The organism is Streptomyces sp. NPDC094032 (assembly GCF_040303965.1).
Taxonomy (GTDB): domain Bacteria; phylum Actinomycetota; class Actinomycetes; order Streptomycetales; family Streptomycetaceae; genus Streptomyces.
This window is the reverse complement of the sequence record NZ_JBEOUE010000047.1, coordinates 1-21,852: the sequence shown is the minus strand read 5'-3', so window position 1 is coordinate 21,852 and position 21,852 is coordinate 1. Positions and strand designations below refer to the sequence as shown.

17 protein-coding genes are annotated in these 21,852 nt (G+C 73.2%); 7 read left to right on the top strand and 10 right to left on the bottom strand.

The window, feature by feature from the left end:
* The 4 genes from ABTZ54_RS34880 to ABTZ54_RS34865 are packed head-to-tail and all read right to left on the bottom strand — an operon-like array spanning position 1 to position 6,860.
* Positions 1-459 carry an FHA domain-containing protein gene (locus tag ABTZ54_RS34880; protein WP_351671718.1) on the bottom strand — a complete coding sequence of 153 codons (459 nt, stop codon included), beginning with the start codon at positions 457-459 and terminating at the stop codon, positions 1-3.
* A gap of 1 nt (position 460) precedes the next feature.
* Complete coding sequence (locus tag ABTZ54_RS34875) at positions 461-2,644, bottom strand: AAA family ATPase (RefSeq protein WP_351671715.1); 2,184 nt, start codon at positions 2,642-2,644, stop codon at positions 461-463.
* Positions 2,641-4,527, bottom strand: a complete 1,887-nt coding sequence (locus tag ABTZ54_RS34870) for a hypothetical protein (protein WP_351671712.1) — start codon at positions 4,525-4,527, stop codon at positions 2,641-2,643. Before ABTZ54_RS34870 ends, ABTZ54_RS34875 begins: the two co-directional genes overlap by 4 nt.
* The gene (locus ABTZ54_RS34865; RefSeq protein WP_351671709.1) at positions 4,524-6,860 is read right to left on the bottom strand and encodes a protein kinase domain-containing protein; all 2,337 of its coding nucleotides are present in this window, start codon (positions 6,858-6,860) and stop codon (positions 4,524-4,526) included. The genes ABTZ54_RS34870 and ABTZ54_RS34865 overlap by 4 nt, the downstream gene beginning before the upstream one ends.
* A 202-nt stretch (positions 6,861-7,062) precedes the next feature.
* Between ABTZ54_RS34865 and ABTZ54_RS34860 the strand changes: the two genes are divergently transcribed.
* Complete coding sequence (locus ABTZ54_RS34860) at positions 7,063-8,289, top strand: macro domain-containing protein (RefSeq protein WP_351671706.1); 1,227 nt, start codon at positions 7,063-7,065, stop codon at positions 8,287-8,289.
* Here the strand turns inward: ABTZ54_RS34860 and ABTZ54_RS34855 are convergent.
* Positions 8,264-9,001, bottom strand: coding sequence for a 4Fe-4S single cluster domain-containing protein (locus tag ABTZ54_RS34855; RefSeq protein WP_351671703.1), 738 nt, complete (start codon positions 8,999-9,001; stop codon positions 8,264-8,266). The two genes, ABTZ54_RS34860 and ABTZ54_RS34855, sit on opposite strands and share 26 nt — an antisense overlap.
* 561 nt (positions 9,002-9,562) lie before the next feature.
* Between ABTZ54_RS34855 and ABTZ54_RS34850 the strand changes: the two genes are divergently transcribed.
* From ABTZ54_RS34850 to ABTZ54_RS34835, 4 genes are all read left to right on the top strand, one after another.
* Complete coding sequence (locus tag ABTZ54_RS34850) at positions 9,563-10,138, top strand: hypothetical protein (protein ID WP_351671701.1); 576 nt, start codon at positions 9,563-9,565, stop codon at positions 10,136-10,138.
* Positions 10,135-10,905 (top strand): hypothetical protein, encoded by a 771-nt coding sequence (locus tag ABTZ54_RS34845; RefSeq protein WP_351671698.1) that lies wholly within the window; start codon positions 10,135-10,137, stop codon positions 10,903-10,905. Before ABTZ54_RS34850 ends, ABTZ54_RS34845 begins: the two co-directional genes overlap by 4 nt.
* Entirely contained in the window at positions 10,880-12,514 is a 1,635-nt protein-coding gene (locus tag ABTZ54_RS34840) for a hypothetical protein (protein ID WP_351671695.1), read from the top strand. Before ABTZ54_RS34845 ends, ABTZ54_RS34840 begins: the two co-directional genes overlap by 26 nt.
* 112 nt (positions 12,515-12,626) lie before the next feature.
* Positions 12,627-12,842, top strand: a complete 216-nt coding sequence (locus ABTZ54_RS34835; RefSeq protein WP_351671692.1) for a hypothetical protein — start codon at positions 12,627-12,629, stop codon at positions 12,840-12,842.
* Between the two features lie 97 nt (positions 12,843-12,939).
* On the opposite strand, the gene ABTZ54_RS34830 is transcribed toward ABTZ54_RS34835, so the two are convergent.
* Entirely contained in the window at positions 12,940-13,089 is a 150-nt protein-coding gene (locus ABTZ54_RS34830; protein ID WP_351671689.1) for a hypothetical protein, read from the bottom strand.
* A gap of 330 nt (positions 13,090-13,419) precedes the next feature.
* Here ABTZ54_RS34830 and ABTZ54_RS34825 point away from each other — a divergent pair, with 330 nt between their 5' ends.
* Both ABTZ54_RS34825 and ABTZ54_RS34820 read left to right on the top strand, forming a co-directional pair.
* A complete protein-coding gene (locus ABTZ54_RS34825; RefSeq protein ID WP_351671675.1) occupies positions 13,420-14,478 on the top strand; it encodes a hypothetical protein in 1,059 nt (352 codons plus the stop codon).
* A 476-nt stretch (positions 14,479-14,954) separates the two neighbouring features.
* Positions 14,955-15,425 carry a hypothetical protein gene (locus ABTZ54_RS34820; RefSeq protein ID WP_351671672.1) on the top strand — a complete coding sequence of 157 codons (471 nt, stop codon included), beginning with the start codon at positions 14,955-14,957 and terminating at the stop codon, positions 15,423-15,425.
* Positions 15,426-15,567: 142 nt separating this feature from the next.
* Here ABTZ54_RS34820 and ABTZ54_RS34815 read toward each other — a convergent pair whose 3' ends face one another.
* The 4 genes from ABTZ54_RS34815 to ABTZ54_RS34800 form a co-directional block, all read right to left on the bottom strand.
* On the bottom strand, positions 15,568-18,237 hold the full coding sequence (locus ABTZ54_RS34815) for a caspase, EACC1-associated type (protein WP_351671669.1): 2,670 nt from the start codon (positions 18,235-18,237) through the stop codon (positions 15,568-15,570).
* Positions 18,238-18,239: 2 nt separating this feature from the next.
* Positions 18,240-18,629, bottom strand: a complete 390-nt coding sequence (locus ABTZ54_RS34810) for an effector-associated constant component EACC1 (protein WP_351671667.1) — start codon at positions 18,627-18,629, stop codon at positions 18,240-18,242.
* 1,397 nt (positions 18,630-20,026) lie between these two features.
* The gene (locus ABTZ54_RS34805) at positions 20,027-20,260 is read right to left on the bottom strand and encodes a hypothetical protein (protein WP_351671664.1); all 234 of its coding nucleotides are present in this window, start codon (positions 20,258-20,260) and stop codon (positions 20,027-20,029) included.
* Positions 20,261-20,313: 53 nt separating this feature from the next.
* A complete protein-coding gene (locus tag ABTZ54_RS34800) occupies positions 20,314-20,511 on the bottom strand; it encodes a hypothetical protein (RefSeq protein WP_351671661.1) in 198 nt (65 codons plus the stop codon).
* Positions 20,512-21,852 lie beyond the last annotated feature (1,341 nt).

The window sequence follows — 21,852 nt, the reverse complement described above, 5'->3', positions numbered from 1 at the left end:
TCACCTCGGGCCGCGCCCCAGGGTGATCACGCAGCCGATCCGCGCGCCGAGCTGCAGGAGGTCGCCGTCGGCGAGCGGGTAGGGCCGTCCGGCCACCAGGTCGCTGCCGTTCAGGCGCGTGCCGTTGGCTGCCGTCGAGGGCTCCTCGGTGACGGTGGCGGTGCCGTCCGCCGCCACCGCGACGCTCGCGTGCCGGCGGGAGACGGTCGTGTGCGCGGCGAGCGCGGCGGCGGTGCCGGGCGCCCATTCAGGGTCCCGGCCGAGCCCGGCCACGGTGCCGGGGAGCACCGTCAGCGTCAGCGCGACCTCCTCGAACCGCAGGCGGGCCGGGGCCGCCGGCGGCCCCGGCAGCACGGCGACGGGCGGCGCCTGTACCGGCGGCGCGGTCACCGGCAGCGGCTCGTCCGCCGGTGCCCCCGCGTCCAGGTCCTCCCAGTCCTCGTCCTCCTCCGTGTTCACCTCACCGCTCCCCGGGCAGCGTCTCGACGTCGATCGACACCTGTCCGTCCTCGGTCTCGTGGACCCCGTGCACCAGGACGGTCTCGCCCGGGCCGGTCCCGGGGCGGTCGAACAGCGCGCCGGCCAGCGGGTTCAGCAGGTGTGTCTCCAGGATCATCCCGATGCCCCGGCCGCCGTTCCACAGGTCCCGGGTGCAGTACGCCGCGAGCTGGGCCCGTGCCTGACGGGACAGCTCCAGCCGGAGCTGGTGCTCGGAGGCCAGCTGGCGCCGGATGTTGCCGATCTGGAGGTCCAGGATCCGGCCGGCCGTCTCCTGCGTGATGAACCCGAAGACCACGACGTTGCCGCCGATGCGGTTCATCAGCTCGGGCCGTCCCACGACGGCCTCGAAATGGTGCTTCACGTTGCGCTTCACCTGGTGCGCCAGCTCCCGGTAGGGCGTGCCGGGTTCGACGATCCACTCCCGTTCCTCGGTCACCGGGTCCGTGCGCTGCACGCCCAGGTTCGAGGTGAAGATCAGGACGCACTCGCTGAAGTACGTGGTGACGCCCTGCCCGTCGGTGAGACGGCCGTCCTCCAGGACCTGGAGGAACTTGTCCAGGACGCCCTTGTCCGCCTTGTCGATCTCGTCGAAGAGGATCACCCGGAACGGGTTGGCCCGGACCGCCGTGGTCAGCTCTCCGCCGGCCTCGAAGCCGACGTACCCGGGGGGCGCGCCGACGAGCCGGTCCGCGGAGTGCGGCGCGGAGAACTCGCTCATGTCGAAGCGCAGGTAGGCCTGGTCGCTGTCGAAGAGCACCGAGGCGACGGCCTTGGCCAGTTCGGTCTTCCCGGTGCCGGTCGGCCCGGCGAAGAACAGGGTGCCGCGCGGGCGGTGGCCCGGGGTGCTCGCCTGCGCGCCGGAGAGGCCGAGCGCGGCGCGCTTCAGGATGGCGAGGGTCATCCCGACGGCCGTGTCCTGGCCCAGGACCCGGGCCGGGATCCGTTCCTCGCCCTCCTTGATCCGCTGCCGGATCTCCTCCCGCCGCCACGGGTTCTTCTCCACCCCGAGCCGGTAGACGCGCACGGCGTCGGGCATCGCCGCGAACGGCATCCCGCGTGCCACCGCCAGGGTGACGCTCTCCCGCATGTCGCGCAGGTTCATGCCCTGCGCGGCCCGTGCGAAGTCGTCCGCGAGGGCACTGCCCTCCGCAGTCCCGGTGCCGGTCCCGAAGTCGGTCCCGGTGCCGGTCCCGAAGTCGGTCCCGGTGCCGGTGCCGGTGCCTGTGCCGGTGCGGCTTCCCGTCTCCGCCCCTGCCCCGGTCCCCCCGGCCGTCCCGGCCTCCGCACCGGGTACGTCCGCGCGGCGCAACCGGCCCGATTCCCTGGCGTGCTCGCGTTCCAGGAGCTGTGCCATGCGGCGCCGTTCGTCGGCGTCGGGCTCCGGGACGGCGATCCTGCGGATCCGGTTGCTGCCCGACACGAACCAGGACGGCAGGTCCCGTTCGCCCGGGGTCAGCCAGATGACCGGGTTGAACAACGCGGGCGGCGAGGAATGTCCGGGCAGCGTCAGGGCGGCGGCCGGGTCCGGGGCGTGCGGCTCGGCGGAGCCGGCCAGCTTGAGGCAGGCGAGGAAGAAGTCCCGCTCGGCCTCGCTGAGCCGCCCCGGGTCGGTCGGCAGCCGCCCGGCGTGGTCGACGAGCAGGGCCACCCGCAGCGGTCCCGCCTCCGGTGCGTTCGCGCTGACCGCCCGCCGCTGCGCCCATCCGCGCACCAGCTCCTGGAACTGCGGGACGACCTCCAGGAGCGGTGAGCTGCGGGCCGAGCGGCCGATCCTCGGGAGCGCGGTGGGGCCGCTCTCGGCCAGCAGGTGCCGGACCATGTCGAGATCGGGTCCGGACCGGGGTCCGGCGACGCGGAAGCCGTCGATCTGGTCGTACCGGACCAGGGCCCGGTAGCCCTGCGCGCGCAGCGAGTTCCAGACCACGGTGACCAGCTCGTGGTGGTGGTCGGTGCCCCGGGGCCGCACCAGGTGCAGGTCGTCGACGTTGCCGTGGAGGACGTACTGCGCGTGGACGCTGAGCGTCCCGGTCAGTTCCTCGACGAACAGCGGGACCCGCCGGCCCCGGGGGTTCTCCCTCCGCGGGCCGGGGAGCCGGTGGCCGGGGGTCTTTTGGGGCGTCTTGGTCAAGTCGTGGACGCTCATCGTCCCGTGCTCCTCCTGTCGTCGTCGACGCGCCGGGCCCGGGGAGGCTCGGTGCCGCGGTGGTCGTCGTGCGCCGTGGTGTCCGGTGCCGTGCGCTCCTCGGCGTCGAGGCCGAGAACGATCGCCCCGTCCCCGCCCCGGACGCCGGGTACGGCGACGCCGCTCTCCCGGAAGGACACCGGCAGGTCGATGCCCCAGCGGCGCCCGGCCTCGCGCAGCTCGTCCAGGTGGGCGCGGGCCTCGTGGCAGCGGTGGGCGTCCAGGGCCCGTTGCGCGGCGGTCGCGGGGCCCTCGCGTTCCGCGTGCAGGGTGACCATCTCGGTGCTGTCGTCGTGCACGGTGATGCGCAGCCAGTGGTCGGGCCACCACCCGGCCGGGGTCAGGTCGAAGCACAACGGCCCGTCGGGCCCGTCGGACCCACCGGACCTACCGGACCTACCGGATCCGCCGGACGCACCGGACGCACCGGACGCACCGGACGCACCGGACGCACCGGACGCACCGGATCCGTCGGATCCGCGGGATCGTTCGGATCCGTCAGGGGTCCCCGGTGCCGTGCCTCGCCGGGCCGTCGGCAGGCCGGCGCCGTCCGGGTCGGCGAGCCGGGCGACGGCGAGGCCGATCAGCTCGGTGGTGTAGCGGCACTCCAGGTCGGCGGTCCGCTCCCGGATGCGCTGGTCCACCCTGCGCTGCTCCTCGGGAGTCGGCGCGCGGCCCGTCTCCAGGGCGGCCCGCAGAAGGGCGATCTCCTCGGCGGCCGGGGCCAGCGGTGCCTCGCCGGGCGGTGCCTCGGTGAGGAGGCAGTCGAGCTGTACGGCGGCCTTCTCCTGTGCGGCGAGCCGGGACCGTACGGCCCGGTTGGCGTCCGTGACGAACCTGCGTGCCTCCCGCAGGTGGTTGCGGGCCTTGGACGGCCGGTCGTCGGCGCAGGCGACGGCGAGCCGCACGGCGGCCACCGCCAGTTCGGCGTCCTTGCCGTCCGCCCCGGGCACCAGCCGGGCGAGCAGCTCGGAGCCGGACTCCTCGGCACGCTCCCGGCCGAGTCCCTCGGCCGCCGGTGCCGGGGGGAGCGTCGGCGCGTCCGCCGTCGCCGGGTCCTGGAGGGCCCGTACGAGGGCTTCCCGGCGTTCCCGCGTGCGCCGCCGCCACCCCTCGTCCTCGGGGCCGCCGGTGAGCCGCAGGGTCTGTTCCAGCGTCCACCGGTCCTGGGCCGCCTCGGCCGCGCTCAGGGCCTCCTCCAGGACCGCGAGTTCGCGACGCAGGACGTCCAGCCGGGTGCCGACGCAGGTGAGCGGCGGCGGCAGGTCGGGCGGCGGGGGCGGGGGCGTGCCCGTCGGGGTGCCGGCGGCGGCCCGGCGCACGCGGCCCAGGAGCGCGGCGCGGCGGGCGTTGGCCCGGACGGCCGCGAAGGCGGCGGCCTCCCATTGGGCGGCGGCGGCCGTCGCGACGCGCTGGAGGCGTTCGAGGCAGCGCTGCTCCTCGGCGGCCCGGCCCGCCGCCTGCGCGAGGAGCCGGGTGCCGGCCATCGCGGCCCGGCAGACGAGCAGCCCGCCGCTGAGGGCGCCGAGGGCGACGGCGGCGGGCTCCAGGAGTTCCTGCAGGGCGTGCCCGGCCGCGTCGACAGCGTGCGAGGCCGCCGCCTGGGCGCCGTCGACGGCATGGCCGATCCCCTGTCCGAGGCCGTCGGCGGCGTGCCCGAGGCCTTGTCCGAGGCCGTCCGTGGCATGGCCCAGTCCCTGGCCGAGGCCGTCGACCGCGTGGCCGGCTCCCTGTCCGGCGTGGGTGAAGGAGGCGAGGTCGAGGGTGCCGGGCGTGGCGGAGGCCGGGTAGCCGACGGTCGGCACGATCTCGGCGATGGAGGGGAAGACCAGGCCCTGGCTCATGTGTTCCTCCTGGAGGTTGCGGGCCCCCGTGAGGCGAGGGGCCGTGGCGGCGTGCGGCGCCGCCAATTCCGGTCCTGGAGCAGGGCCGCCGGGCCCAGGCGGGCCTCCCGCGCGGTCCGCCACCACGCCAGCCGGCGGTGGCCGGTCCACGCCGCCAGGCCCAGGACGGTCGCGGCGGGCCAGGCCCAGGGCGCCACGACGACGGCCCAGACGCCCAGCGCGCCGAGGGCGGCCAGACAGGCCGCGGCCGTCGCGATGCCGAACCGGCCGCCGGAGCGGGCGGCGCCGAAGGGCCGGTCGACAGAGGGGATCAGCAGCCCGGCGAGGGACCGGGCCGGGTGGTAGACGAGGGCGCCGAGGGCGAAGGCGATCCACAGTTCCAGGACGTAGACGAGGGCCGCGGCGGGCAGCGCGAGCATCCAGGCGAGCACGACCTGACGCTGGTCGGCGCGGTCCAGCAGGTCGGCGAGGCCGATGAGGAAGATCCAGGGCGCGGTGACCAGGGTCGCGCCGAGCAGCGCCCAGCCCAGCGTGGGCCGCCGGTCCAGTCGGCGGAGCACCTCGTGGCGCGCGCCCCGCTCCCTGGCGATCTGCCGGTCCCATTCCAGTTGCAGGTCCGAGCTCCGGCGTTCCGCCGCCTCGTTGCGGGCGAGTCCGCGCAGCAGGGCCGCCGCGAGGAGCCGCAGCGGGTTGTCCTCGTCGGCGCGCAGCGCGCGGTACCAGGGCGGCTCGGCGCCCTCGGCGGTGTCCCAGGTGCCCGCGGCCAGCAGGTGGTTGCGGGTGCGTTCGGGTTCCTGGGCGAGCCGGAGCAGCCGCGCGTCGAGCTCCACGGTGGGGCGGAGCAGCCGGGCCGCGTCACCGTGCCGGGCGGGGCTGCCGCGGCCGCGCAGGTCGGCGACGGCCGCGTCCCAGCCCGCGCGGTGGTTCTGCCAGCGGCGCTGGACGGCGTCGAGTCCGTCGCCGCCGGGCCGGGAGGCGAGCAGGGGCAGCAGTTCGTGGCGGGTCAGGGCCTCCACCAGTTCGCGGGCCGGATGGTCGCCGGCCTCGGCCGCCTCGGTCAGCTCGGCCAGGTGGTAGGGGTCGAGTCCGGTGCCGTGCCACGAGGCGGGCCGGGAGGGGCCCATCCAGTTGAGCAGGCGCAGCATGGCCGGGGGGTCCAGGGCGTCGGTGAGCCGTTCGCGCAGCTCCGCCAGTTCGGCGGCGTCCTCCTCGGTGCGACCGGGTGCTTCGGTGAACTGGCCGAGCCAGGTCGCGAGTCGTTCGCGGTCGCGGCGGCGGGCCAGCAGTCGTCCGGCGGTGCGCCACTGCGCGTCGAACTGTCCCGCCAGGGCCTCGGTACCGGTGAAGTCGCGGCCCTGGAAGGCGAAGGGTTCCACGGCGGACGGCGGGAGCGGGTACCCGCCGACGGTGCGCGGGGCGACCGGCGGGGAGCCGCCCGCGAGCCATGCACGCACCTCCTCGCTGCCCCAGCGGTCGTCGGGGGCCCGGGCCAGCAGTCCCTCGCAGAGCATCCGCAGACGCCCGTCGGTGACGCGCGAGAGGTCGGGATTCCGGGTGACGATCTCGTGGAGCGCCTCCTGTTTGCTGAAGAAGTCGATGGGGTGCTGTCCGCCGGCGAGTTCGGCGACGACCATGCCGAGGGACCACCAGTCGCCGGCGGGCGTGACGATCTGCTCGGCGAGGGTGGCCTCGGGGGCGACGTAGTGGGGTTTGCCGAGCCAGTCCCGGAGCGCCGGGGAGTCCTCGTCGCCGCCGAGGTGGACGGCCGCGCCGTGGTCGATGAGGACCAGGTCGAGGCGGTCCTCGTTCTGCGTGCGCACGACGATGTTGTCGGGGGCGACGTCCCGGTGGACCAGTTCCTCGTCGTGGAGGGCGGTCAGGGCCGCGTGCAGGTGCGTCACGGCTGTGTGGACGAGTTCCGGGCGCAGCGGCCCGGGGTGCCTGGTGCGGTAGTGGGCCAGGGTGGTCTCGCCGTACGACGGCATCAGTTCGTACGGGTGCCCTTCGGCGGTCCCTCGTTCCAGTACGCGGACGACGTGCCCGAGCTCCCCGCTCAGCACCCGGCTGACGTCCGCGTCGGGCGCGTAGGCGCGGTGGTACCACTTGAGGACCAGGGGCACGGCGGCGTCCCCGTGCCGGGCCTCGCGGTCCTTGACGCGCAGCACGACCGCCTGCGCTGGGGTCTCGGCCTCGGCGAGGACCTCGGTGAGGTCGAAACGTCCGCGCAGCCCCCCGGGGACGGGCCCGAGTCCGGGACGCGAATCCGCGGGACGGTATCCGCCGCGTCCGGTGAATCCCTCGCGGTCCCATTCCGTGGGCGGCACGGTCGTCACGGTCTCCGCCTTTCTCCGGACGGGAGCGCGCGGGAAACCCGCGGTACTCCCCGGATGTTTCTGTTTCCCATTCCCCGCCCTTTCCGTTCCCGTTCGTACGTCGTTTTCGCCGAAAGGGCGCCGCACCGCGCGGGAAGGCCGTTCCAGCCAGTTCTCATGACGCCCTCCACGGCGTCCGGCGGCCGGGATTATGGTGGCCGCCATGAGTCCGCAGAATCCCCCCTCGGAGCCACAGGCGCGCTCCGCTCCGGACGGCCCGGGACTGCCGTCGCACGCCGCCGTGACCGGGGAACTGGCCGCCCTGCGCAGGCCCGGCCTCGCCACGCTGCGCAGTCTGCGCCCGCCGGCCCTGGGCCGCGTCGCCCGGGCCACCGGGCACACGGCGGCCGGAGCGGACGAGGCCTCCGCCGTCGAGGCCCTCCTCGAAGCCGCCGTACGGCGGCTCGCCCGCCCCGGGGGAGACACGGACAAGACCCTTCCCGTCGGTGAGCTGGCCGACGACCGGACGGTGGACCCGCTCGCCCGGGCCGCCGCGCACACCTTCGGGCTGCTGCCCGGCCGGCGCGGCGCCCCGGCGCCGGAACGCCGCAAGGCGGCCGCCGCCGTGTACGGCGTCACGCCCGAGCGTTTCCGGCGGGGCCAGGAGCAGCAGGTGATCGCCGAACTCGCCTCGGCTGCACTGGCGTTGGCCCGTGACGCCGCGTCCGGCGGGCCCCGGCCCGAAACCGGGAGCGCCGGGGCCGGGCCGCGGCGCGCGGCCCCCGATCCGGTGCCCGATCCGCCGAGCCGGGCGGGTGGTCCCGGGCCGGCGGCGGCCCCGCACCGGGTCACGGTGCACTTCTCCTCCCTGGAACTGCTCCGCGACATCGACATCCTGGTGTCGTCGGAGAACACGCACATGGAGATGTCGAAGACCTTCCGCCCCACGGTCTCGGGCGCCCTGCGCAGGGCTGCGGCCGTGCGCAACGAGGTCGGCGAGATCACCGACGACGTGCTGGACCGGGAACTCGGCGCGTGGATGCGGTCGCACGGCCGCACCGGCCTGCCCGTTCGGCCCGGCACGGTCGCCCCGACCTCCGCGGGCGCCCTCGCCGGCCGGGGCGTGCGCCGCGTCTACCACGCGGCCGTCGTCCGGCCGGTCGACGACGGCGGCGTGTACCGGACCGACCCCGAGACGCTCGTCGACACGGTCGCGGCGGTCTTCGCCCTGGCCGAGTCGGAACGGTACGCCCACGACCCGCCACTGCGGTCCCTGTGCTTCCCGTTGTTGGGTTCCGGTCAGGGCGGCCTCACCCCCGTCAAGGCCGCCCGCTGGCTCGGCTGGGCCGTCCAGGAGGAGCTGAGCCGTCACCCGGGCTGGGCGGTGCACTTCGCGACCCGCGACCCCGGGCTCGTCCCGCTCCTCACGGGCGCCAGCTCCGCTCCCTGAGTCGCAGACCACGTTCCCCCAACCACCTCTCGTAGAAAGCGAGTTCCCCTCGCGCCGGCACGCCGAGGAGACGAGCGGCCGGCGGCCTTGCGGGCTCCGCGGCGGGCTCTTCGCGGGGCGTTTCCCACGACGCCCCCGAGGCCGCCCCCGCCGGGCCCCCGGCCGGTTCCACGACCACCTGCACGGACGGCCCCGTGGCCCGCCGGTGCAGATGAGGTCCGTAGCGCGCCCGGCCGAGCGCGGTGCGCGGCAGCAGCCGCTGGTTGGCTGATCCGCGCCACACCAGCCCGGTCGGCTCGGCGATCCTGAACCGGCCGGCGACCACGGCGTCCGCGTACCGCAGGGCCCGCAGCCGGTCCGGATCCCACTCATCCTGCTCGTACCCGGTATAGACGAGGATGTCGGGCGTCCCGTCGCGGCCCACCCCGCCGCGTGCGGCATCGGCCCCGGCCAGGAACCCGGCCAGCCCCGCGGCCTGTTCGAGAGGTTCCCCGCCGCTGACCGTCAGCCCCTCCGCGCCCCCGGCCAGCGCGTCCCGCCACACGGCGAGGAGTTCCCCGACCGACGAATCCCGGCCACCCCCGGCGTCCCAGGTGTGCCGGGACATGCACCCGGCACACGCCAGCGGACATCCCTGGAACCACACGCCGAGGCGCCGGCCGGGACCGAGTGTCTCCAGCGGGAAATGAGTCCCGCCGATCCTGATACGCATCACGCCCTCCCCCTCGGACCGGAATCGAGTATCAACGTATGCGACCGCGCACGGCAAACAATTCCGGAGAATGTTCCGGTCGTTTTCCGGGCGATGTCCGGACGCATTCGGGGCGGGCCGGTGGGAACCCGGAATGCGTCTCGAACGGGCGGCCCCTTTCTGCTTTCCTTCGCGTAGCCGTCCCTCCGGAACGCGAGGGCGGCGGAGAAGGGGGAATCCGTCGTCATGATCACCACGGACCAGATCAGAGGACCGGCCCGGCGGGCCCGCCTCGGACGGGCGACCGCGCTCCGAGCACGCCGACGGGGGCGCCGCGACGCCCCCGGACTGCGCCCGCTGCTGCCCGCGTACCCGCCCGGATCCGGTGCCACCCCGGAGTCCCCGCGCGACCCGCGCGACCCGGACCACCCGGGCCTCCTGGGCCACCCCGGCCTCCCGGACCCGAGTCTCCCGACACTTCCGACACTTCCGACACTCCCGGGACTCCCGGAACGGCCCAGCTCCTGGGACATGTCCGAACGCCCGGAACTGCCCGGACCCCCGGATCTCATAACTCCCTTCGTGATGGAAACCCGCGCGGACACGCTGCGCGCCGTGGGCCAGCTGCGCTCCCGCCTGCTGAGGGACCGTAGGGCGACGATCGCCCGCCTCCACGCCGAGTCGGTGCGCGTGGTGACCCAGTACGACAGGCGGGGCAACCCCCTGCCGGCCGCCCTCGCACGGTACGGGGAGTGGATCGGGGCCTGGCGGGCGGACGCCCAGCTGTGCCGCGCCCGGGCCGTCGCGCTCACCCACGAGGCCAACCAGCGGCTCGCCTGCTACTGGGACGCAGTCTGGCTGACGGTCCACCGCATACGGAGCGAGGAGGCGGGCCGGGCGCGGCACCGCAGGCCCGTCCCCGAGACCGGCCTCCCGGCCCATCCGGCCTTCTCGGCGCGCCCCGAGCAGTGGCTGCCCGGACGGGTCACCCTCGACGACACCTGGCAGGACCTCGACTCCTGGCTGTACTCCGGTCCCGGCACCGACCGGCCCGCCGCCGGCCCGGACCGCGCCCACGCCGTCGCCCGGGCGCTCCAAATCCTCGACGTCCAGCCGCACCACGACACCGCCGACGCCTCCAGGAGAGGAACCCGATGACGTCCCACCCGGCGCACCCACGCCCGTCGCGCGCCCGCCGCCCGGCCCGGTCCCTGGCGGCACTCCTGCCCCTGGCGGCCGTTCTGATCGCCGCGACCGGCTGCTCCAGCAAGGGCGCCGACCAGCTGGACGCCGCCTGCGCGGTCGTCCTGGACGGCTCAGGCTCCGGATCGGCGGCCAGGGGATTCGACGCGAAGGCCAAACTCGACGCGACGATCGTGCCCTTCATGAAGGAACAGCGCTGCCGCTCGCTCGCCTACGCCCCGATCACCTCCTCCTCCAAAGCGTCCCCCTGCCGCGCCAACGACGTGGACCTCGACCCGGCCACGGAGAGCACCGACGACGTCGAGGCCATCCGCCACGAGGCCAGGGTCCGGGCCGTGCGCGCCGCCCACACGATGCTGGACTGCGCGAGCAGGACCGACGGCGGCTCCGACGTCCTCGGCGGCATCGCACGCGCGGCGGAGACCCTGGGCCCGGGCGACGGCCGCAGGGCCCTGCTCGTGATCAGCGACTTCGAGCAGTACGACCCGGAGTTCGCGCTCACCGCGAAGTCGATCGCCACCCCGGAGGCCCGCACGAAGTCCATCGACACGCTGATGCGCTCCCGGGGCGTTCCGCCGCTCACCGGCATGGACGTCTTCCCCGTCGGCTACGGCATGAACCGCAAGGCCAAGCCGAGCGCGTACGAGCCGTTCGACGCGTTCTGGACGGAGATCCTGACGAAGAGGGGCAAGGCACGTGTCCACGACGCATACCGGCGCTGACCCCGGACGGACGCCCCGCAGGGCCCGGTTCCGCGTTCCCTTCCCGCGCGGGACCGGCCACGGCGGCGGCAGGATCCGCCAGGCGGAGGACCTCACCGTGCAGCGCAGGATCCCGCCCGCCACGGAGACCCGGCACGAGGCACGCCTCCGCCACAAGGCCAACCGACGCGGCCGCAGGGCCGCCGGGTCCCGCTACCTGAACCCGTGGATCCTCGGCAGCGGGGACCGCGTCCCCTACTTCGCGGAACTCGCCTCCGTACGCGACCTCCTGCACGCCAGGATCGCCGAGGAACACACGCGCGAGGAGCACCGGCTGACCGGTCGGCGGGCGCTGGCACAGGAGACCGCCGAGAACGCGAGGCACGAGATCCTGCGGCTGGACCGGCGGCTCGCCGAGAACATGAAGTGGCTCATGACCAACCGCGACCAGCTCGACCGGCTCGCCGCCCGGTCCGTGCGCTGGGAGCGGTACCGGGACCGCGTGCGGGAACTGGTCGAAACCCGCCGCCTCCAGGACCGGTTCGACGAGACCGCCGCGGACGACGGGGCCGGCCGGCGGCCGGAGGACGAGCCCGGCGCGCCGGAACCCCGCCCCGCCGGGCGGGACGCGGCGGTGCGGGAGGCCCCGTCGCAGGACGACGAGGAGGAGTACCAGAACCTGGACGAAGGCGGCGGGCCCGCCGCCCGGCCCCCGACGGGGACCGAGGCCGACGGGACCCCCGGCTCCGACCCACTGGCGCCGCCGGACCTGAGCGCGGCCGTGTCCACCGCCCCATCGGACATCGAGCGGTGGCCCGGCCTGCAGACCCGCCCCGGCCTGCCGGACTGGATCGTGGCCGCCCTGCTCGTCGTCGTCGCCGCGGTGGAGGTGCCGATCTACTGGATGGCGTTCCAACCCTTCCACGGCGTCGGCAGCACGGGAGCCGACACCCTGACGGGCACCCTCGCCGTGTCGGCGGCGCTGGTCATGGTCGTCGTCCCGCACCTGGTCGGCCGCGCCCTGCACGGCAGTTCGGCCACCGGCGCGTCGAAGTGGACGAACGTGCCCGCCCTCGCGCTCCTCGGCGCGTGGGGTTTCTCCACCTGGGCGCTGGCACACCTGCGGACCAAACTGGTGTTCCGCAGCGGCCCGAGCGGCTCGACGCTCCGCGGCGTCACCGGTCTGGACTCGGACCGCCCGACCAGCCTGCTGGGCAGTCTCCATCTCGAACAGACCACCGTGACCTGGATGTTCGCGGCACTGCTCGTCCTGTCCGGAGGCATCGGCCTCCTGACCGGCCTGCTGCGGGAACACCCCGCCCTCGACACGTACCGCTCCCACCTGGAGGAGTCCCGCCGCCTCCAGCGGGAACGGGAGGCCGCCACCGTCCGCGCCCAGCAGGCACGGGCGACGGCGGCATCGGTACAAGACGGTTCCGAACTGCGCGCCGCCGCGAGCCGCCAGCGGCAGCGCGCGGCGACGAGCCTGTACGAGTCGGTGGCCCACGCGTACCTCATGGGGGTGGCCGAGGGCTCGTCCGACCCGGCGGTCACGGAGGCGGCGATGAAGCTGTCGAACACATGGCCCCTGGTTCCATTCGCAGCGGCACGGGAACGCCCGGACGGCTGACCCGGCCGGCGCCCGGGCCCACCCGGCCCCCGGGCCCACCCGGCCCCCGCTCCGTACAGCGCGTGCGGCGAGCAGCCGTCCCCGCGCACCGGCACTCGCGGCGCCACCGGCGGTGACGCCCACGACCCGCCGGCTGCCCGCCGCCAGCAGCCTCGCGATCGGCGAGCTGATGCTCGACGTCGCCCCGCCCCACCTCTCCGACACCGACGCCGCCGACGTCCTGGCGCTGCTGTGCGACCAGATCGGCGAACCCCTAGACCACGGCCTCGCCGCCCGCCGCTACGCCCTGACGGGTGACCGCCGTGCGCTGCACGGCACGGTCCTGTGACGGTCTACCCCCCCGTCGGAGGTGGTGCGTCGGCGACGATGGCGGCCACAGCGGAACTGCCGGGGCTCCGCGGCGTGTCCGGCCCCGGTCGAGCTGGTCACTCGTCGTTCTTGTTCTGCGCGTCGCCGATGGTGACACACAGGGCGTGCATGCCAGCCAGGACGTCGATGAGGGCTTCTTGCCGGGTCCCTTCGACGTCGCCGTGTTCGGCGTGGAGCTGGGCGGTGAGCGCGAAGGACGCCGACATCACGGAGGCGAACGCCGCCTCCCGCCCCCGGGGGCGGCTCCTCCTCGTCGGACGCCGCCTGCCCCGTCCAGCCGATCACGACGTCGAAGAGGTCCTCGACCTCCCCGCCCCCGGCCCGCCATGTCGCGGCGGTGATCTCCAGCTCCGTCTTCGCCGGCAGACTCCCCGGCTCCCGGGATGCCGTCTGTGCCTGCGCCGCTGTGGTGCTCGTTGTGCCGGTGATCGTGTTTCGGTCCCTCTGCGTCGAGTTCCGGACGCCATCCCAGGAGATCACTCAGCGAAGTGGATCAACTCCATACAGTGATGAGTGAACGTTGAGAAAGGGATCTCATGCTCATCAACTGGCGCGCTGTGGGCGCGTTCGCCGTTCCTGCCGCTCTGGCTCTGTCACTGACGCCGGCCGCGCACGCGGAACCGGGGCCAGTCACCGAGGCTTTCACCACCGCCGGGAAGCACTCCTGGAAGGTGCCCGAGGGCGTCACCGAGGTGACCGTGGATCTGTGGGGCTCGGGTTCCGGCGGCTCCGGCGGGACCGGCGGCGCGGGCGGCGGCGGGGGAGGCGGTGCGGGCGGCCAGTCCGCCACCGGTATCGGCTCCGGCGGAACCGGCGGCGGAGGGGGCGGTGGCACCGGTGGCGCAGGCGGCCAGGCCGGCGGCCACGTCACCTGCGTGGTCAAGACCGTGCCCGGCGCGCTGGTCCACATGACGATCGGAGCCGGCGGCGAGGGCTCGACGGGCACCGCGGGTTCTGCCGGAGGGGCCCGCGGCACCTACGGCGCCTCCTGGGGCGGCGCGGGCAGCGATGCCACCAGCACCGAGTCCACCACCGAGACCGGCCAGAAGGGTGCCACGTCCCAGGTGAAGTTCCGCGGCCGGTTCGTGCTCGTCCTGGCCGGCGGCGGCGGCGACGCGACCGGCACGAAGGGCGCGGCGGGCTCCGCGAGCGGCGGCGGCTGGGCCGCCGGAGGCAAGGCCCTGGGCATTCCCGGCGGCAACGGCTACGGCGGCAAGAGCGGCGGCGAAGGCGGCAAGAGCGGCCGCGCTTCCGTCAACGACCTCACCTACGGCTGCGCCGGCGGCGAGGTGACGGCGAGGGAAGCCGCCTCCGGCAAGGACGGCAGCGTGGGGTCGGCCGGACGGACCGGCGACCCGGACGCGGGCCGGGGCGAGCTGGGCGGAGGCGGCGGCCTGGGCGGCGCGGGAGGCACCACCAGCACCAAGGGCTACGGCCAGGGCGGCAAGGGCGGCGACGGCGGCCGGGGTGGTGACGGCGGCCTCGGCGGCGACTGCGCCGGCTGCGACGGCGCCGACGGAGAGACGGGCCAGACCGGCCAGGCCGGCGGGCGCGGCACGGACGGCGCGGTGGAGTTCACCTACACCAAGCCGTAAACCGGTCCTGGTACAGCAAGGGGCACCCCGTCTGGGACGCCCCTTGCTGATGGTCTGCATGAGGTTGTCAGTGGAGAGTCGTCACGTGGATGTCAGCGGTACAGCCCGAGTGACCTGCTAGTTCTCTCTGTCGGATGGTGACGGACTGGCACGGACAGCAGTGACGAAAGGCCAGGTCAATCTCGTGCCGACTATCAGCTGGGGCCTTCCGGTGTCTGAGCGACTTACGGCCACCAACGAGTGAATCCCGCCAAACCCCTTGTGATCCAAAGGAGTCGGGAAGGTTCCGGCGCAGCACTTCCCGACGGCGGACAGCCTGGCAGGCATGACCGACCCCACCCTCAAGACCACTGCTGGAACTCCGGCGCGCCGCGCTCGCCCCCTCCAGCTACCACCCGCGCGCCGCCGTCTCGCCACACTGCAGCATCCCCCGGGGTGCTGCAGCCTCCGGGAGGCACGGCTGGGAGACTGCGGGGATGACCACGCAGCGGCTGCCGTTCCCGGTCCCGGACGAACGCGCCCACTACTTCGTCGACCAGTACGCCGACATGCACGACCTCGTGGAGGACCTGGTCGTGCCCGACGGCGTTCCCGAGGCCGCAGCGACGGTCCTGCGTACCGCTCGCGAGCTACTGCGCCAGTCGTACTACTGCTACGAGTTCTCCACCGTGGCGGTCCTGCACTCCCTGATCGCAGTGGAGACCGTGCTGCGCGACCGCATCCCAGGCGCGGGCAAGAAGCCCCTGCAGCAGCTCATCAAGCAGGGCGCCGACACGGGCATCCTGACCGCCCGGCAGGCGGAGTACCTCGACGACGGACGGAAGATCCGCAACAGCATGGCGCACGGCAAGACCACGCACGCCGCCATGCCGCCGGCCATGGCCGTGCCGATGGTGACGACTTCGTTCACGATCGTCTCCGAGCTCTGCGCCGCCCCCACTGAATGATCACGTCTCGATAAAAGGCGGCACACCATCGGCTTCCCCAGCACCTGTAGCAGGTGAACGCGGGACCCTACCCAAAGTCCCGCATCACCCGCGCGAGGAGTCCGGGCGGAGACTGATCCGGATCCGGGCGATGCGCTCGAGCTCACCGACGGCGCAGGCGGTCGCGGAGCCAGCCGGTGGTCGGCGGCGCTGCGGCAGGGTGGTCGTCGGGGCCGGTACCCGGGAAGGGAAGGGAAACGCCCAACGCCCGCGCCAAGCCCTCCCGCTGGGCGGCGGTCAACCGACCGGGGTCACAGGTCAAGGCGTACACCGCTAGGTCCAGCAGCCCAGCGTCCCGGAGCGCCAGGACGAAGTCCCGGTACAGCTCCGAGAACATCCACCGGGCGCTGCGTACGACGGCGTGCGCCGCGTCGGTGAGTTCCCGCTCCTGCATGCGGCCGAGCAGCCGCATGATCTCCGTCCTCGATTCCTGCAACGTGGCGTCCGCGAGGGCCTCCACGACGTCCTCGGACAGACCCGCCTCGCACAGCGCGGCGATCGCCGTGATCCGCTCGTCTACGGTCGCGCCCGTTCCGGAGTGCACCAGGCCTGCGAGCACCGCGGAGTCCACCCCGGCCACCGCGTCCGCCCCGGAGGCGGTCGAGGCCCTGTGCAACGCCGCCCTCAAGACGGTGCGGTCGAGCGGGGCGGCGTCCGCCTCGTCCAGATACCGCAGCCGCTCCAGCGCGACCTGCGGGGCGATGGCCACCACGTGGCGCAAGAACAGACCGGCCACCTCGATCTCACCCCGCTCGTGGAGTGCGCGCAACATCCGGTCGAACTCCGGCTGTGACTGCCTGACCAGGGGATCCAGCACATCCTCAAAGGGCCCGCGCGCGGCGTGCAGGGCGCGGATCAGCCGCGCGCGTGTCCCGAGATCGGCTGGCAGGGCCTCCCGAAGGCGCGCCCCGTCCCGTACGGCGCCCAGGTCCGCGAGGACGCCCAGCAGCGAGGCGACGTCCTCGATGGAGCGCCCGGCGGCGTCCCGCAGCAGTCGTTCCGCGTCCAGCGGACGGCCCATCGTCCGCAGAGTCGCCATCAGCACCGGAGTGTCCGCTGGGGCCCGATGCAGCGCCGCCTGCCCGAACAGGTGCAGTACGGCCTCGTCGTGGCCCTGGGAATGCAGCAGGTCCGCGAGCTCGGTGACCTCGGCGCTGCTCAGGGACCTGGCGGCGCGGGCCAGTGTCCGCAGGGCGCGCTCCCCCATGCCCGAGGCCCACAGGGCGTCGCACAGGGCGGCGAGCGCCTCGGTTCCCGTGGTGGCCTGCGTCGCGGTCGTCAGCAGCACGTCCGCCTCGCCAGAGCGTTCCGCCTCGTCCGCGACGCGCAGGATCCGCACGAGTTCGGCCGGATCCTGCGCGACGACGGAGAACACCTGGACGTACAGGGCCAGCGCCTCCTCGACACGGCCGACCCCGCGCAGTACCTCCGCGAGCCGGGCGGTCTCCTGTGGCGAGGAGACAGCGGGGGCCCGCAGGACCTTCCGGGCCTCGTCGTCCAGTTGGGCCGACCAGAGCGCGCCGGCCAGGTCGAGTACCGCCTCGGTGGTGTGCAGCCGGCCGATCGCCGCCGCCAGGATCCGGTCGGCGTCGGCGCCGGCTACCTCGTCCCCTTCTTCCCGCAGGCACCGGATCGTTCCCGCGACGTGTTCTGGAGGGCCGCTCCGGCCGACCGTATCCAACGACAGCAGGGCATCATCGTCGGCGTCCAGTGCATGCAGCGCCCGGATGTACGAGGCGAGGTCGGCGGGCACCCGCTCGGCCGCGGCGGCGGCCAGCACGGAGTACGCCTCCTCCGGGCGCCCTTGCTCCCGCAGCAGGCGCAGCAGGGCCGCCGCTTCCTGGGCCGGACGCGTCACTGCAGCCAGCGACAGCAACTCCTCGGCCGCCGCGGGGTCCGTGGCCCGCAGCAGCGCCGCCCGGTCCGCGATCAGCCGGGGCCGTCCCCGCAGAACGTCCCGAAGCTCCCTCGGGACGGGTCGCGCGGGCGTGCGAGGGGCGGTGACGGGCCCGGCCGGGGCGAGCGGGCCGCGCGCGCCGTGCCGGTTGTGGGCGAAGGCGACCGCGCGACCGGTGCCGCTGACCCGCTGCTCCGGACGCGGGAGGTTCTTGGCGCGGAGCTCGCCGAGCAGGTGCTCGTAGAGCTCCGGAGCGGTGATCAGCGGCCCGGCGTTGGGCAGCCCCCGGTCGAGCAGGCGGATCAGCTCGCCGGTGAAGGCGGTGTGGGGCATGCCCACAGGGGCTTCCGCCAGCATGTTCGCCGAGGTGGCGGTGAGCAGGTGCGTGCCGGCGATACGGGCTTGCTCGGCGAGCGTCACGGAGCCGCTCATCGTGCCGGCCATCGCCTGACCGCTGTAGCAGCAGTCCAGGATCACCACCCGGTGGACCCGCCGTCCGGCGCCCAGCACCTCGCGGCGCACACCCTGGAAGTCCATCCAGGAATAGGGGCGGTCGGGGTCGGAGGCGGGCAGGCCGAGCAGCAGTCCGTCGCCGTCGCGGCTCGGCAGGCCGTGGCCGGCGTAGTAGACGAGCAGCGCGTCGGTGGCCCGCCGGGCCGCGTCGTGCACGGCGTCGAGGACGACCTCGCGAGAGAGGGGGTCCGTGATGCGGACGCAGTGATCCGGCGGGAGGCCCCAGACGGTCGGGTCCTCCAGCAGCCGTCCCAGGTCCCGGACGTTCCCGGCCACGCCGGGCAGGTCTTCCAGGTCGGGGGAGTGGTACCGGGACGAGCCGATGAGGACGGCGTACGACCCGTGGGGATCGGCCAGTTCCACGGCTACGCGTTCTCCGAGGTCGGTCCGTCCGGTGCGGGCGGCGCCACGGGTGCCGGCGCGGGGTCCAGGGCCCGCACGATCCGCCGCACCGTCTCCTCCGAACCGTCCTCCACGGTCACGGACAGCCCGTCGGACTCCCTGGTGAAGGTGACGGCGGCACGGCTGCGGCGGGCCCGGCGCCATCCCGCGTACGCGAGGGCCAGGTTCCCCAGGGCCACGGCGTGAGTGAGGGCGATGTCGATGTACTCCAGCCCACCGCTCATCGTGCCCGGTACGGGGGTCCCCTTGAGCGCGACCTCCCCGGGCGGCTCGTCTTCGTCGTGCAACCAACGGAAGAAGTCCCGCAGCGCGGCGGCCTCTTCCGGATCGACCACCCCGACGATCACCCTCATCCCCGCCCCCTCCCGTCGGCCCTGTTCATGTCAGAGCCTGGCACACGGATCCCGGCGGAGGGCGGGGTTCGGCCCTTCCGATCAAGCCTTCGGCGACCTGGACAAGCCCTTCGTGCATAGCTTGCCCAAGGTTCCCTCACGAGCCGTCCTGTCCCGGGCCTAGGACGTCGGCGTAGACGCGGGCCGCACCCCAGGCCAGGTGCGCGACTACGAGGTGCCCGCGACCGAGGGCAAGCACGGCGACCCGCGGTGGCCGGCCTTCGCCCGCCGCTACGGATTCGACCCGGCCCGCCCGGCGCAGTGGGAGGCCGAAGCGCTCGAGTCGGCCGAACTCCAGCGCCTGGTCCTTGTCGCCGCGCCACGGGTGCCCGCAACCTCAGGCGGATGTGGGCGTGGATGCCGGATGAAGGGAAGCGAGCGGAGAGCGCCGGCCTTTGGACGAGCGGCGGGGAGGGGCGGCAAGCCCCTCCCCGCAATTCACCTTCTAGGTGTTTTAGAGGCTTCTTGCGCTATGAAGAAGTCGGGGGGCCGCCTTCGGGACGCGTGCGCGTCGCGGCTTGACCTTATGGCAGGAGCAGCGGCAGTCACCATTCTCTGCGTTGTTTGAGTGAGGGGCGAGCCTGTTTCTGACTTCCTCCGGGGCCGTCTCCGAGTACGAGGCACGAAGGGCTTCGAAGGAATCCCAGTAGGCCCCATCGAATACTTCATCCGTGCGGTCAGCGTCCTGCAGCTTCTTCCTGATCACATGGAATGTACATGCGTACTCCAAGAGGTGTGTCTTGATGGCCTCGTCCAGGAAGACAAGCGCCGAATCACGCTTGTTCCGGTTATCCTCCAATAGGACCCTGCGCCCATTATGAAGACGCTCGAAGCGCCACAGCATGGCGAAGTAGGCCGACATCACCTCACTTCTCTCGTCTCCACCACGAGCGATATCGATATTTCGCCAATGGATGGTTCCCAATGTGTTTCGGACACTCATGGCGGATTCACTGGTCAAATCAGAATGGAGAGTTCGGGCGATTTCGAAGCGAGTGATCAGGCGCTGTCTGCGATTGACTCGTAGTGACACGAAGAGTGCGATCAAAGCAACGATGAATGAGCCTGCGGGTGCAATGAACGGAAGGAAGTCTTTTGTGCCTTTCACGCGGGATTCCCCTTTCCAGGACGTCTCGCAGAGGGGAACGGAAGTCGAGGCTCCTTGGTTCCGAAAGTCAAGGAAGAATCGTTTCTCTCTCTGGATGCGCATACACCTAAGGCATATGCGCATCGGAAAAAGAATTCCGGAACCCCCGTGAGCGACAGCCCAGGCGAGAGCGCCACGCTGACGTACGAACAAACCGGCGGGGCCGGGGCAGGATCACCCTGCCTCGGCCCCGCCGGTCGTTCCCGGCTGCTTACCGGCTGAGGCAGATGCGTGGCCCCCGCACAAATTCGAGGTCGTCCAGGAAGACCGTCTCCAGCTCCTTCCCCCACTGGCCGCACAGGAGGAACGGGGCGCTCTCCATCCGTTCCACGATGACCAGGGTCTTGGGCTGTCCGATCAGCGCGTACCGGCCGTGTGAGGCGGGCGTGCTGCCCGGCCCGTGCGTGCGCAGCATCTCCTCCAGGCGCGGGCAGTGCTGCTCCACGAACGCCTCCAGGCGCTCGATTTACCCCTCGCATTCCTCAGGGAGTATTGCGCTCAGAGAGCAACGTCCAGGAAGTCACCGCCGTCCGGCCAGTGCCGCTCGCCCGGTGCGGCCACGGCCCACAGGAAGCGCTCCGCGGCCGCCAGGATGTCCTTCGCGTCCAGCTCCACGGCCGGGGCCGGGTCCGGGTCTTCCGCCGGGGCCTCTGCCGGGGCGGGGGAGTGCAGCTGCTGGAAGTGGGCGAGGAGCATGGCGCTGGAGGCGGCGCGGCCGCGCCCCGCGGTGGCGGTGGTGTCGGCGATGCGCAGCAGGTAGCTGGCGACGTCGTGGACGCCGGCGAACCAGCCGTCCTCGAACCGCGGCTCGGACCCGTGCGGGGCGCTGCTCTCGGAGATCCAGGTGTGGGCCCGGCCACCGCCCCGGCCTCCAGCTTCGCCACGATGTCGTCGGCCTGCTCGTGCCCGATGCCGACGGCGGCCAGGGCCTGGAAGACCGTGAACCGCGCGTCGGTGGCCTCGTGCTGGTGGTGGCTGATGCGGGCCAGCTCCTGGCCGTACGCGTCGGCGTCGTGCTGCTCGGTGCTCATGCGGTGCCTCCCTCGTCGTGGCGGGTGCGGTTGGCGACCAGGTCGACCGCCAGCCACTCGGTGAGCAGCAGGGCGTCCTCCCGCAGGGCGCCGTCCGCCCGCCAGCTCTCTGGCACGCAGTTGGGTTCCGCCGGCCGTGGGCCGGGGAGACCGAGGCCGCGTGGTCGAGCGCGGTCACCCGGACCAGGGAGAGCGCGACACTCCTGGCACAGCGGCCCGGGGCACTGGTGGTGATACGGGTTGGCGACTGTCCCGGCGCCGTCCCAGCAGGCGGACATCTCAGTGAGGCTCATAAAAGATTCCTGACAGCCCAGACCACGAAAAGCGACGTGAATAGAGAAGATTCACCTACCGTATTCGGTTTCCGCATCGACTTTTTGTTGGTGGATCAGTAGCGGTTTTCTCATGGGTTTTTGCAGGTTCGTCATGCGGGGTTTCTGGTCGAGTTTCTGGTGGTGTTTCAGGGGCTGTTCTGCCTATGCGTTTTTGGACATTCCCGTATCCGGTCCGAGGTGTTCGGGTGCGGCAGACCCCCCACCCTCTCGCTGCGCTTTTGGCTTGATTGGCATAGACCATCTGCCGGGCGGGTGCGCTCCTCATGTCGTACGGAGAGTAATCCCCCTTTCAGGGGGAGGGGCTGGATGGGACCCGGGTTCGGGTGCATACTGTGATCAGGTTCAGGGCTTGGTCCGGAGCCGCCGGCCCCGCAGGGGCCAGAGGCGCCCCACCACCAGGACCACGCACCACAGGCCACTGTAAGATGTCTGACCAGCAGAAATACCCGCCGAAGGCGGGTATGCTCCACCGAGCAGCCCCACCTCACGGGCCGCACACCCGGTCAGCCGGCCCGCCCCGCAGTCACCGAAGGTGACTGCCCTCCCGGGCTCACTCCACCCGGCGCCGCGCAGCGGCGCGCCCCTCGGGCGAGCAGGCCGGCACGACCTCGCTGGTCATGCTGCCGGACGCGATCACGCACGGCGGTGGCGGCGAGCAGCCGCTCCAGGAC

Excerpts from the sequence above, each read along its gene's own strand:
- ABTZ54_RS34875 (WP_351671715.1), bottom strand. The coding sequence starts at position 2,644 with ATGAGCGTCCACGACTTGACCAAGACGCCCCAAAAGACCCCCGGCCAC.
- ABTZ54_RS34870 (WP_351671712.1), bottom strand. The coding sequence starts at position 4,527 with ATGAGCCAGGGCCTGGTCTTCCCCTCCATCGCCGAGATCGTGCCGACC.
- ABTZ54_RS34860 (WP_351671706.1), top strand. The coding sequence starts at position 7,063 with ATGAGTCCGCAGAATCCCCCCTCGGAGCCACAGGCGCGCTCCGCTCCG.
- ABTZ54_RS34855 (WP_351671703.1), bottom strand. The coding sequence starts at position 9,001 with ATGCGTATCAGGATCGGCGGGACTCATTTCCCGCTGGAGACACTCGGT.
- ABTZ54_RS34845 (WP_351671698.1), top strand. The coding sequence starts at position 10,135 with ATGACGTCCCACCCGGCGCACCCACGCCCGTCGCGCGCCCGCCGCCCG.
- ABTZ54_RS34830 (WP_351671689.1), bottom strand. The coding sequence starts at position 13,089 with ATGTCGGCGTCCTTCGCGCTCACCGCCCAGCTCCACGCCGAACACGGC.
- ABTZ54_RS34825 (WP_351671675.1), top strand. The coding sequence starts at position 13,420 with ATGCTCATCAACTGGCGCGCTGTGGGCGCGTTCGCCGTTCCTGCCGCT.
- ABTZ54_RS34820 (WP_351671672.1), top strand. The coding sequence starts at position 14,955 with ATGACCACGCAGCGGCTGCCGTTCCCGGTCCCGGACGAACGCGCCCAC.
- ABTZ54_RS34810 (WP_351671667.1), bottom strand. The coding sequence starts at position 18,629 with ATGAGGGTGATCGTCGGGGTGGTCGATCCGGAAGAGGCCGCCGCGCTG.
- ABTZ54_RS34800 (WP_351671661.1), bottom strand. The coding sequence starts at position 20,511 with ATGCTCCTCGCCCACTTCCAGCAGCTGCACTCCCCCGCCCCGGCAGAG.